The 12,811-nt window shown below is 47.5% G+C and carries 11 protein-coding genes; all 11 read right to left on the bottom strand.

Going from position 1 to position 12,811, the window contains the following annotated elements:
- Nucleotides 1-7 precede the first annotated feature (7 nt).
- Nucleotides 8-1,411 (bottom strand): SLC13 family permease, encoded by a 1,404-nt coding sequence (locus tag B9A22_RS13505; RefSeq protein WP_084576265.1) that lies wholly within the window; start codon nt 1,409-1,411, stop codon nt 8-10.
- 160 nt (nt 1,412-1,571) lie between these two features.
- Nucleotides 1,572-2,354, bottom strand: coding sequence for a LytR/AlgR family response regulator transcription factor (locus tag B9A22_RS13500; protein WP_084576264.1), 783 nt, complete (start codon nt 2,352-2,354; stop codon nt 1,572-1,574).
- Nucleotides 2,314-4,059 carry a LytS/YhcK type 5TM receptor domain-containing protein gene (locus B9A22_RS13495; protein WP_176215510.1) on the bottom strand — a complete coding sequence of 582 codons (1,746 nt, stop codon included), beginning with the start codon at nt 4,057-4,059 and terminating at the stop codon, nt 2,314-2,316. Before B9A22_RS13495 ends, B9A22_RS13500 begins: the two co-directional genes overlap by 41 nt.
- 154 nt (nt 4,060-4,213) lie before the next feature.
- Nucleotides 4,214-6,184: a methyl-accepting chemotaxis protein gene (locus tag B9A22_RS13490; protein WP_084576262.1), complete on the bottom strand. Its 1,971-nt coding sequence runs from the start codon at nt 6,182-6,184 to the stop codon at nt 4,214-4,216.
- A 132-nt stretch (nt 6,185-6,316) separates the two neighbouring features.
- Entirely contained in the window at nt 6,317-6,838 is a 522-nt protein-coding gene (locus B9A22_RS13485; RefSeq protein WP_084576261.1) for a 2-oxoacid:acceptor oxidoreductase family protein, read from the bottom strand.
- Between the two features lies 1 nt (nt 6,839).
- A complete protein-coding gene (locus B9A22_RS13480) occupies nt 6,840-7,658 on the bottom strand; it encodes a 2-oxoacid:ferredoxin oxidoreductase subunit beta (RefSeq protein WP_084576260.1) in 819 nt (272 codons plus the stop codon).
- Nucleotides 7,659-7,683: 25 nt separating this feature from the next.
- On the bottom strand, nt 7,684-8,820 hold the full coding sequence (locus tag B9A22_RS13475) for a 2-oxoacid:acceptor oxidoreductase subunit alpha (RefSeq protein WP_084576259.1): 1,137 nt from the start codon (nt 8,818-8,820) through the stop codon (nt 7,684-7,686).
- A 29-nt stretch (nt 8,821-8,849) separates the two neighbouring features.
- Nucleotides 8,850-9,035 (bottom strand): 4Fe-4S binding protein, encoded by a 186-nt coding sequence (locus B9A22_RS13470; protein WP_084576258.1) that lies wholly within the window; start codon nt 9,033-9,035, stop codon nt 8,850-8,852.
- Between the two features lie 42 nt (nt 9,036-9,077).
- Entirely contained in the window at nt 9,078-10,331 is a 1,254-nt protein-coding gene (locus B9A22_RS13465) for a nickel pincer cofactor-dependent isomerase, group 22 (protein WP_084576257.1), read from the bottom strand.
- Nucleotides 10,332-10,368: 37 nt separating this feature from the next.
- On the bottom strand, nt 10,369-11,874 hold the full coding sequence (locus tag B9A22_RS13460) for a DASS family sodium-coupled anion symporter (protein WP_245823987.1): 1,506 nt from the start codon (nt 11,872-11,874) through the stop codon (nt 10,369-10,371).
- A gap of 16 nt (nt 11,875-11,890) precedes the next feature.
- Nucleotides 11,891-12,811, bottom strand: a 921-nt coding sequence (locus tag B9A22_RS13455; protein WP_139796248.1) for an FAD-binding oxidoreductase, incomplete at its 5' end; no start/stop codon positions are given.

Below are 12,811 nucleotides of genomic sequence, written 5' to 3'. Positions count from 1 at the left end.
TCTCCTCCTACTGTACCACACCTACCCATTTCCAGTAGGTTAGTACCATAATACTCATAAAAGTTGCAGCTAAAATACTCATTACCGCACCTGTCTTGATAATTTCGCCTGAGGTTACTTGACCAGTGCCAATAGCAATGGCATTCGGCATGTTACTTACCGGGAGCAAATACTGGTGCTGCATGTTCATTCCCAAGATGAGCGCAAACACCAAGGGATCAGCACCAATCGCCACCGCGTGGGCAATAACAATCGGCGTAAGTGCGGTAGTTTTTGGGCCACCGCCGGTAAAGAATATTTGCAGTGCTGTCGCAATCCAGATCAAGATAATCATTTGGGTAGCATGCGGTATAGAAGCGATCGGTCCGAGCATCGTACCTGCCAGCCATTTGGCTGCACCAGAGGTTACCAGCGCGGTTCCCATGGACAAACCAGCACCATATAAGACGAAGATATTCCAGGGTACTTTCTGCTGCGCTTCTTTCCACGCCATAATGCCAGAACCAGGCCAAAGCAAGAGAACAACAGATACCATCCCTACCAAAACAACATTTACTTTATGTACAGAGTCAGTAGCCCACAACACTAAAGTGATTAAAAAAACAACCATGGTATACTTTTCTTGGCTAGTAAATCTTCCCAGGGCATTAAGCTCCTTACGTACATAGTCCTGGCCTTGTCCCAGGGTTTTAATTTCAGGGGCCCACATCTTTTGCAGTACAAATACGGATATAGCCGCAAGCAGAAAAGCCGGCGGTGCACCGATTTTAAACCATGCTGACCAGGAGATTGTTTGTTTAGTGGCGACTTCAATCAAGCCGGCGGTAATTGGGTTGCCGACATGGGCAGTAAGAATACCAATACTCATCATTGTGCCGCTCATCGCAACAATAAATAACAAAGCCTTGACAATGTTGCTTTCTCCCTGCTTAGCACCGAACGCCTGGCCAATACCAACAATGATGGGCAGCATCAATAACGTTCTCGCTGTGATCGAAGGGACTAAGAAACTGGTTACCAACATGACAAGGGCAACTGCCCAATATACTTTTACAGCCGATCCTTTAGCTGAGTTAACCAAGACTAGGGCAATCCTTTTTGATAAGCCGGATTTTTCCATGCATCCGGCCATAATAAATCCGATAACAATTAACCAGACTGCGGTATTTGAGTAACCGCTAAAGGCATTTGCAAGTTTGGTAGCCCCCAATGCTGCCAGCAAAAATACAATGACTAGCCCGCTAATAGCGTCATCTAGTGCTTGGGAAACCCATACAATAATGGCGAAGATAGCGACACCAATCGATTTTTTCCCTTCTAAAGTGAGACCCTTCATCTCTGGCGTCAGCCAGATAACACCAAATAAACAGGCACAGGCTACTAGGAGATACAACCATTTTTGTTTACCCATACATCCCCCTCCCTCCCATTAATCTAAATATTTTGAATACAGCTCAATTCTAAGCATTGTTAGCTTAGCCAGCTATGATATATCGACCAACCACAAAAAAAACGGTTACCAACGGCTAATAGTTGTAACCAAAAACCGCCTGCTAAAGGCGGCACAGCAATCACAACTCAATATACTCCTTTAGTTTAGCGGCATAGGCTCTGCCGACTGGAACTTCCAGCCCCTTTTCTGATGATGATTTTTGCAAAATCAATAGATAGCCTTTATTGAACCAAGTGGCAATTTCTTTAATTTGATTGACGTTGACAATATAGTTCCGGTGACAGCGGAAAAACCGATCTGACGGCAGTTTGGACTCAAATTCCTGCAAGGTTAGTTTAGTCCGGTATATCTCGCCATCAAGGGTTTTAATAAACACAAGCCGGTCTTTGGCATAAACAATTTCAATCTTGTCACTACTGATAACCTCCATTCGATCTCCCTTCTCAACAGAAAACTTACGGAGGGCACCTGATTTCGTTATTTCTTTATTCTCACTTGATTTTGGTTTCACACTTGACCTGGCAAGCATTTTTTCAAACTTCCCCATGACTCGCGTAAGATCACTCTCATCATAAGGTTTAAGAATATAGTCCATTGCATTTAACGAAAATGCTTTTAGCGCATATTCGTCATAGGCAGTAGCAAAAACCACTACAGGCGGTTCTTCATAGGCAATAAGCTTTTCCGCTACTTCCAGTCCGGTCATCCCTGGCATTTGAATATCCAAAAATGCAATATCCGGCCTATAAGTTTTTACCAGTTGCACAGCAGCTTCACCATCATGCGCTATACCTACTATCTGGATGTCAGGGTACGTCTCAAGCAGCAACGACTGCAGTTCGTTCGCCATTAGTTTTTCATCATCCGCAATTACAACTTTTACGTCCTTCAACCGTGTCATCTGATGTCACCTCCTGCCAAGGTAAACGAATAAATACCTGGGTGCCTTCGTTTTCATTACTCCCAATTGTGAGACCAAACTCATTCCCGAACAGCCTTTTAATCCGGGCATGAACATTACTAAGTCCTATTCCTATTCCGCCTGCCATCTGAGGCACAGGCTGCACTTCCAATAATTGAGCAAGGCGCTCTCGGGAGATGCCTACGCCATTGTCCTCTACCGAGATGTAAACAGCGTCCTGCGCCTTTCGCACCTGGATTTGAATGATGCCGCCAGCTTTTTGGGGCGAGAGGCCATGCTTAACGGCGTTTTCGACAAGTACTTGTATGGAAAAAACGGGAACTGCCTGTCTATAGGTGTCCGGATCAATCACTTTAACTATTTGAATGCGGTCGCCAAATCTAGCTTGTTCCAAGCGGACGTAACTGTCCACAAAATCAAGCTCTTCCTGCAGGGCATTTAGTTCCTTGCCTGGCCGGATATGCCGCCTGATAATGTCGGATAAATCTTTAATTAGTGCTCGTGCTTTCTCGGGTTCTGTGCGGATCGTGGCCCTAATCGTCCCTAATGTGTTAAAAATAAAGTGGGGGTGTATCTGTGCTCTAAGTGAGTTATACTCTGCTTGGGCCAACAGGACAGTCTGCGCTTCCAGTTCGGCATGCAATAGCTGTAAGCTTAAAAAATCCGCAATGCCCTGAACAAGTTCTGCTTCATATGGCAGAATCATCCCAGCGCCTGTCTTATACACCTTAATACTCCCCTGAAAGCGGTTGTTCACAACCATGGGAGCATCTATGACCGCAGTTAATGGACACCCTTTCCAGGGACAGCCAATCTCTTCTTTATTATTCGTAATAACTGTCTGTCTGCTTTGCATGGCTCGTTTGGTTGCCAAGGTGATAAAGGCCTGCCCCACAATGTGATGATCATTCCCTTCACCCAAAAACGCTAAAATCTTGTCCGTATCAGTGACGGCCACGGCATCGGCGTCAATTTCGGAATGAACAATCTCAGCTACGGCTTGAGCAGCTTCAACGGTTAAACCTTGCCTAAGCACACCGTTCGTCTTCTGGATAACGCGCATGGCTTTTTGCGCCGATCTAGCTTCAGCCTTGTCCTGCTCTTGATAAACATCGCGGACAATATAGACAAAAAGCATGACTCCAAGGCTATTGGCGATCGTAGTCGGAACGGCAATTACCCGCTCTAGTTCCCATGCAGCCTCAAAAGGTGTTGATAAGGTGATTACCATTAATTTGAGTATTACTTCAGCACCGAAGGCTGCGGCAAATGCTGTTTTAATTCCAATCTTCCGGGGGCCGTATTTGGCGTAAATAAGCCCACTTAAATACCCCACCAGAATATTTGCAGCAACCGCCGCAATCATGGTGAAGCCCCCCATGAAATACCTGGGGATAGCCCCAATAATCCCCGCTCCTAAGCCCACAATCGGACCGCCTAAAAGACCGCCTGCAACTGCGCCAACAATTCTGGTATTAGCAAGCGAGCCCATAATAGGCATACCCAGATAGTTACCAACTGCAGAAAAGAAGCCAAAAATGAAAACAAGGATGACTTTATCCTGCAACCTATACTGAGATTGATTCAACGCCCGGCGAAAAGGCGGCAATTGCGTTGTTAGGTAGGCAGCTACCCCTAGAACGGCAATATTTTTGATGACAACTTCCATCAAATTAATGTCCACAGTGCTACCTCCGAAACGAGATAAGTATTCTTTTTTCATTGTATCACACAAAATCAACTCTCTCGTACGAATCGCTGCCAACTTCATAAAACATGACACAAACACCTTTTTTAGACCACTGAAAAGCTGACTTTATTAAGCTGGTTCGCGTAAATCACAATCTAAATGAATTCACCGCATTATGCAGTTCTTCTGACAGACGAGCCAGGTTATGACTTGACGAAGCGATCTCCTCCATGGTGGCTGACTGTTCCTGGGTAGCGGCAGATACAGTCTGAGTCCGTTCGTCCACGCGGTTGCCTGCCTGTTCAACGACCCGCACCTTAGTAACAATTTGAGCACTGCCGTTAGCCATTTCTCTGATTGAAGATGACATATCCCTGACCTGATCAGAGACTTTGCTGACAAGTAGAGCAATCTCACCAAACGAATTCCCCGCGTTGTTAACAAGCGTAATCCCTTGTTGGACGTCACTGGTTCCCGCATTCATGAGGGCTACAGCGTTAGTACTATTCGAATGGTTTTCCCCGATAAGACTGGTAATTTGCTTTGCTGCTTCCTGCGTCTGTTCAGCAAGTTTTCGCACCTCGTCGGCAACAACGGCAAATCCCCGCCCTTGCTCACCAGCCCGCGCAGCCTCGATGGCAGCATTTAAAGCCAAGAGGTTGGTCTGACCGGCAATGCTGGCAATCACATTGACGATTTCGCCAATCTGAGCAGAACTGGCAGCCAGTCGTTCGATGGCTTGCTGTACGCTTGCAGTAGCTTTCTCGATACTGTTCATTTGGTTCACAGTCTGCTCCACAGCCTGCCGCCCTGTTACAATTTTGACAGATGTTTGCTCGGCCAGAGAGGCTGCTGCCTGGGCTCCACCGGCGACTTCCCGGATTTGTTCAGAAAGTTCCTCCACTACAGTAGCGGTATCTTTCAGATCCTTACGCTGATTTCCCGTATCAAGAGTAACCTCGCCGATTACCCCGGCCACATGGGCTGCCGCGTCTGCCGACTGCTCAGCGCTGGCTGTCAGTTGTTCTGAAGCGGCGGCTACCTGCTCGGCAGACTGCATTACCTGTCTGATTATACTTCTGGTATTGGCAGTCATAGTATTAAAAGCAGCAGCCAACATCCCAAGCTCGTCTTTTGAATTCACCCGGGCCTCCGGAATGTCCAGATCACCCCTGGCAATGCTCTCCGCCATTGCGCTAAGGTTCTGCAGCGGCTTTGCAAGGGTCCGGGAGAAAAGAAAACTAATCGCGCTGGCTAAGATCAGTACAATACCCAAAGTTGTGAAAAAACCTAATTTAAATGAATCAAGTTTTGATAATACCTCTGTCACAGGGATATTTACTGCTAAACTCCATGATGTACCAGTTACAGGCGCGTACGCCAAATATTTAGCTATCCCCTGGAAGGTATATTGAGCAGTGCCTTTCTCTCCTCCGATCATCCGCTCAGTAAGGGCTCGCAGTTTAGTGTCCACATCTTGGCCGGTTAGCAAGTTGGCTTTCATGACAAGCTCTTTGTCAGGATGCATAATCACCAACCCGCTTCCTTGGATGACATAAGCATGTCCGGTCACACCTGTTTTAAATGCTACAACCTTCTTTATAAGGTCATCCACCGTCACCGTGCCGCCTAGCATACCTATAGTCTTACCATCTTTTTGCAGCGGGACGGCAATTACTACTACCATCTTTCCGTCAACTTTAGAGACAACCGGATCGGCGATAAAAGCTGCTCCACTGGCCATAACCTTTTGATAAAACTCCCGATCGCTTAGGTTGGCGGATGATCCATTGGTATAAGCCGCGTTTCCTTGATCATCAACGATAAAGAACCGCGAATATATCTTATTTTTTTTACCCTCCTCGGTAAGATAAGCTATGGCAGTAGCGCGATCCTCCTGTAAAATTGGTGAATTAGCCAGAGTTAATGTTTCGGCTTTTCGCGCTTCAAACCACAACCCCACCTCGCTTGCTGCTAAGGCTGCACTTGCCGCAAGTTCTTGTTCTGCATCACTGGTAATTAGCTTGTAAGCTTGCCAATAATTGATAGCGCCTAAAATCCCTAATGATAATACCAGGAGCCCGCAAATCATCACTGTCAGTTTTGCCTTGATTTTCATCTCCCAGCCCCCAATAAATGAAAATTCATAGTATATAATTCTAAAAAAGACTAGATTATCTAAATTTTATAATGTGAATAACAACCTCTAGCGGTCTGAACGCCAGAGGTTGTTATTATAGTTATCGCTTGCTTAAACGGCCTGATAGCCTATCTGCAAAGCTAACTTGTTCATATCCTCAGTGCCTTTGGGCACACGGGCAAGAACAGCTTTTTCTAAGGCATCAAAGCTGACAGAGCCTGTAAGTTTGGTAATGGTCCCTAAAGCGACGATGTTTGCGAACAATTCACGTCCGCATTTCTCTTTTGCCAATTGGGTGATAGGAACAGCATGCACATTTTTATATTTATCCGGCACTTCTCTGACAAAGTTGGTGTCAACAACTAATATTCCCTCTTCTTTTAAGTCAGTGCCGTATTTATTGAGCGATTCCTGGGTCATGGCAAGAAGAAGGTCAGGAGCAGTTACTTTGGGATAATGGATGGGTTCTGTACTGATAATAACCTCCGACTTACTGGAACCGCCACGGGCCTCAGGCCCATAAGACTGAGACTGCACCGCGTCTCTTCCGTCCGCAATTGCCGCCTCGGCGAGGATGATGCCGGCCAGGATTAATCCTTGTCCCCCTGAGCCGCTTAATCTGACTTCCATCATACTAACAACACCCTCCCATCGCTTGTTTAATTACCTTGCCGTATTCTACAGTATATTCGGGTGCAGTTTCCTGGTGTAACACGCCTATTTGGATTTTCCCGGCCAATTGTTCGGGCTTAAGCTTGGCTGCCGCTTCCACCGGCACAGTATTATCCCGCTGCCAGGCCAAAAGAGCGGCAGGCTTGCTCAGTTTATTTTGTCTGCCGAAGGAAATGGGACAGCCTGTCAGGGCTTCTACCACGGCAAAGCCCTCATGTGTGATGGCTTTGGCCACAAGCTCTGAAAGTTGTTTGGCATGATAGGTGGTAGACCGGGCAACAAAAGTCGCACCCGCTCCTTTAGCTAGCTCACCTAGGTCGAAAGCACGGTCTATATTACCATAAGGCGCGGTGGTTGCTTTGGCCATTTGCGGGGTTAAGGGCGAATATTGGCCGCCAGTCATACCGTAGATATTGTTATTAAATACAATAACTGTAAGATCAATATTACGCCGGGCGGCGTGAATGAAATGATTGCCACCAATAGCTGTTGCATCGCCATCACCCGTTATAACGATGACCTTGTGGTTAGGCTTAGTCAGCTTAATCCCGGTAGCAAACGGCAGGGCGCGGCCATGAGTGGTGTGTAACGTATCAAAGTGCAAATATCCGGGAGCCCGTGACGAACAGCCGATTCCAGATACGATTGTCGTCTTATCCTGATCAAGACCCAGCTTATCAATAGCCCGAACAATAGCTGCTGTGACAATACCGTTCCCGCAACCGGGACACCAGATATGCGGCAACTTGGGGCGAAAGTATTTTTCAAGTAATTGTTCCATGGTTGTTCCCTCCTCCTTAGTTGGGTTACTTCGCATTTGCTTCTTTGATGGCTGCTAACATTTCCTGAGGCGTAATCGGGTCATTATTCCACTTGGCCAGTGACACAACGTTAGCCTGTCCGGCAACAATACGCTCAACTTCATCCACATATTGTCCGTAATTGAGTTCTGCCACAATGATTGTTTTAGCTATTTTAGCTAATGCCTTAATCTGTTTTTCCGGCGACGGCCAGATTGTAATTGGCCGGAACAAACCTGCCTTTATTCCCTGCTGACGCGCCATTTCTATGGCAGCATAGGCTGTACGGGCTGTACCGCCGAACGCGATAACCGCAACCTCGGCATCGTCGATACACTGTTCCTCAAATGTAACAATATCATCAATATGATCTGTGATTTTAGTGTGCAGTCTGGCGATCAATTCATGGGATGTACTATTTGCGCCGCTAGGAAAACCAGTATAATCGTGCGCCAGGCCGGTAACATGAAACCGGTAACCATCTCCGTAAGCTGGCATAGGGGGAACACCGTCAGCATCCGGCTTGTAAGGGAGAAACTCCCCAGGCGGCAGCCCCGGTTTCTTACGATTAACAATCTTCAGGCTTGCCTGATCAGGAATTTCGATTTTTTCCCGCATATGACCAATAATCTCATCAAGAAGAAGCACCACCGGAGTGCGATATTGCTCAGCAAGATTAAACGCCTCTACCGTTAGCGTGTAACATTCAGGCACACTGGCAGGGCTAAGCGCGATAACGCCCCGGTCGCCGTGCGACCCCCACCGGGCTTGCATGATATCGGCCTGGGCCGGAGATGTTGGCTGACCAGTGCTGGGGCCAACCCGCTGAACGTTTACTATAACACAAGGAACCTCGGCCATAGACGCATAACCGATTAGTTCCTGCTTAAGAGAAAAACCGGGGCCGCTTGTTGCCGTCAAGGACTTAACGCCTGTCAATGCCCCGCCGATTGTTGCTGCCATCCCGGCAATCTCATCTTCCATTTGGACAAAAGTTCCGCCGACCTGCGGCAAACGTTTAGCCAATAGCTCGGCAACCTCGGTGGACGGTGTTATCGGATAGCCGGCAAAAAATCTGGCTCCGGCGGCAAGCGCGCCTTCTGCACAAGCATGATTTCCCTGCATGAGTACTGCTTTTGCCATGAATACATACCTCCGTTCGTTATAACTTATTACTTATCTGCAGTTACAAAGATTGCATAGTCAGGACACCTGAGTTCACATTGCCCACAAGCTACGCAATCTTCCTCATTGGCAACCTCAATCTTAGCAAACTCATCAAGCTTCAATACCTTTTTGGGACAAAACTCTACACATATTCCACAGCCTTTACAAAACGCGGGCTTGGTTTTTAGCATGCTCTTTCCTCCTCTGATTGTTTGTAGCTCCTGTCTAAAGGATTAATGAAATTTTAACAGCAGTCGGTTCTGCGGGTCGAATGCTAAGTCTCCTGCTTCTCCGGCTATATTGATTCCATCCCGGGAGGATAATTCCGCAGCTATCCCTTCCGACACCAGGCATTCTGTCAAAAACAGCGTATTGGGGATGACTACGACCCGCAATTTCTCCGCTGGTATACTGCTTAGACTATACTGCACCGCTTCAAGAAGCTTTTGGTCATCTTCGTAGTGAATGGGAATCGCTGCCCGTATGACAAACGTGCTTGTCAGGCAATTAAGATAGCTTGCCTGACGGTCCATCTTGTCAACTAGTCGCTGAGTCACAAAGTCCGCTAATCCGATTCCAGTTGCGTTGCCATGGGATTCCTCAGACAAATCCAGTACGACAATCCGTTTTACAGCCGGACGTAAAGGCTCGGGAACCCCCTGAATGCGCGTCCGGCCGATAATATTAGTATCAATACCTGTACCACTGAAATTCTTACCCATTTCGCCGATGATCAACACGTCAATGTCATCGATAGGAAGCGAAGGCATCAGCGACTTAGAATATAGCAATAACTGACTTTCCGCCTGGATTAACTCTGCTTTTGTTACACCCTTAATGAGCGCAGTTTCCTCATACGCATTCTCTATTATTGCGATCCCACCAACGATAGGAAGTTTCTCCAAAATAACCTCGCCAATCTCTATGAGCAGCCGAGACAGTTCCTCACTACCAAATCCATGAAACTGTTGAGCCCCTTGTGGTCCTCCCAGCCCTACAACCAGTTTTTTAACCAGACCGCTCTCGACCTTACCTTTAAATGAGGTATGGGTTTTTACCCGGTTAACCACTAAAATTCCGTCAAGGCTGAGCGCCGACTGCAAAATGAAGGTGGGGATACCATCCCGGGTATGTCCGATAATCTCGCTCTCAGCACACGTTAGCACTTGGGCACCGATAGCTTCTTTGGTAAGCCCCAGACTGTCCAGCACCTCCTTTTGTCCTGCCTCAGTTCCTCCCCCATGACTGCCCATGGCAGCCAGCAGGAAGGGCTCTCCCCCATGTTGCTTAACGTATTGAGCAATATACCGGAGTATTGTTACGATATTCTGGATACCGCGGCTCCCGGCAGTAATACCTATTCGTTTTCCGGCCAACTGGTTGGCTATCTTCAGTCTCTCAAGTTCATCAAGAACCGCTCCAGGCACATCATCAACAAGCGGTCTGGAAAAGGTCTGCCGTATTTGAACCAGCTTGGGAAAAGCCATAAGTCGTCCTCCCCCTCATTTTTCTAAGTTTATCTGCTTATAGTAAGCCGATCCATTTCCACCAGGTAAAGGCAGTAACAATCCACAAGCCCCAGATTATCAGGCCTAGCACAATTGAGGACTTTAGTTGTTCTGTCACTGTGTAGTAGCCCGCTCCGAACATAATGATATTTCCCATGGTATTAAAAGGAAGGAATAAGGCATACGCCATCATAATCGCCAACGGCATAACAAAGGTGACAACATCAAAGCCAAGGGTTTTTGCCAGACCAATGTAGATGGGTATCATAACCCCAGTCATGGCTGTCGTTGTCGACCAGATGACATGACTAAATATGCTAAAACCAATTAAGATGATAAGAAGCGGCATCATGGCTACACTTTTAAGTCCGAGTACGCCAAGCAGTGCCTTAATAATCCACTCGAAAGCCTTAGTTTTCATTAAGGCATCGCTTAATGTCAACACACCACCAAAGTAGACAAAAAGTTCCCACGGCAATGACTTTTCTGTCTCTTTCCAGTCAAGGACTCCTATACGGGGCGTAAAAATCAACATCGAAACAAAGAAGGCAACCATAGTTGAGTTAAACTTATGGAGCGCGTCGGTTGACCAAAGAGCAAGAGCTAGAACAAAGTACAGAATCGCCCTTTTTTCCCGGCCAGACATCGGCCCCATGGAAAGAAGTTCCTTTTTTATATATTCAACCCCGCCAGGCAGGGCTTTTACTTCTGACGGATACAGCTTAAGCAGCAGCCAGCCGGTAATTGCCAGGATGATAATGTTGGTAGGAAGCGCCGCCAGCGCCCAGTAACTCCATGTTGTATAGATAGATGCCCCTGCTGCTGCGGCGATCATGCCGATGGCTACCGGGTTAGGGATAGTTCCGGTTAGAAAAGCAGAGCCAGTTATATTTGATGTAAAGGTACTGGCTAACATGAGCGCCTTGCCGAAGTTACTCTGGCCAGATTTGGCTTTATAGGCTTCTGCTATACCTTCCACAATAGGCAGCATCGCGGCAGTACGCGCCGTGTTAGACGGTGTCAGGGGAGCGATTATAAAGTTGGCCAGCATAGAAGCATAGATAGCACCAGCCGGAGTCCGTCCCAGCACCCTCATCATTTGCAGAGCCAGCCTCTTGGCTACTCCGGATTTGGTCATGGCGATGGAAAGCACAAAGCCGGTAACCAATAACCACAAAGAGGCAGATGCGAAACCACCTACAGCAAAGTCGGCGCTTCTAATTAACTGACCGACTTTATCGACCTTGCCTTCAGGGTTTCCTACCCAGAAATATAAGAGCGTCACTACGAAAAACGTGCTTACAGCAAAGTTAATCCCAATAGTTATCCACGCAACTACAGCTCCGCCAAAAATCGCCAACAGCTTGTGTTGGGTTAGGCTCATGGTCTCAGGAGTAGGCATTGCCCATATTGCCAGTCCAACAAAAATTGCCGCAAAAAGCCCGTATCTTTTGCCCCATTCTTCAATAGCACTAGTGTTGGCGTTGGTATTGGTGTTAACAGTTAAATTTGGTTTTGCCACCGTCATTCACTCCTCTCTATATATTAAAAAGCTTCCCAGGGTTTAATAACCCTTGCTGGTCAACAACGCTTTTGAGCTTCTGTCCAACAGCAAAACCGGTTTCTCCTGTTTCCCATTTCAAGAACGGCGCTTTCATATAACCAATACCATGTTCACCGGACAAAGTACCCCCAAGCTCTAACGCTGCCTTAAAGAGATCTTCTACCGCTTGTTCTACCCGTTCCATCTCTTCATGGTCATGCTTATTGCTTAGAATATTGGGATGAAGGTTACCGTCACCGGCATGACCAAATATGACCATCTTTAGGTCATACTTCTTGGCAATCGCGCGCAGGCGGCGAACCATTTCGGGGATCTGACTGCGGGGAACAGTGGCATCCTCCGAAATCTTGGTGGGGTTGATTTTGCCACAGGCCGGCGAGATGGCCCGGCGGGCGCGCCATAGTTTATCGATATCTTCGGGGGTTGAGGCTGCCTGGATCTCGGTGGCGCCGCATTTTCTACATACTTTCATGACATGTTCGGCCTGTTTGGCGATGGCCACGGCACTGCCATCGACCTCAATTAAGAGGATGGCTTCGGCACTCACCGGCAGCCCTACGTTAAGGTAATCCTCCACGGCGCGGATGGTCTGGTTATCCATGATTTCCAGGGTTGTCGGGATGGTGCCTGAGGCGATCATGTCACTTACGGTGTTGGCTGCGTCATCAAGGCTGTTAAAGATCGCCAGCAGGGTTTGTTTGGCGCTTGGTTTGTCAACCAGTCTCAGATAGGCCTTGGTCACAATGCCCAGCGTGCCTTCTGAGCCTACCAGGAGCATCCCCCAGTCAGGTCCAGCCATCTCACTGTCAAATTTGTTGCCCACTTCGACTACGCTGCCGTCTGGCAAAACAACTTCCAGTCCAAGTACGTAGTCGCGGGTAATACCATACTTTAC

Source organism: Sporomusa malonica (assembly GCF_900176355.1).
GTDB lineage: Bacteria > Bacillota > Negativicutes > Sporomusales > Sporomusaceae > Sporomusa > Sporomusa malonica.
This window is presented reverse-complemented; position numbering and strand designations above follow the sequence as displayed.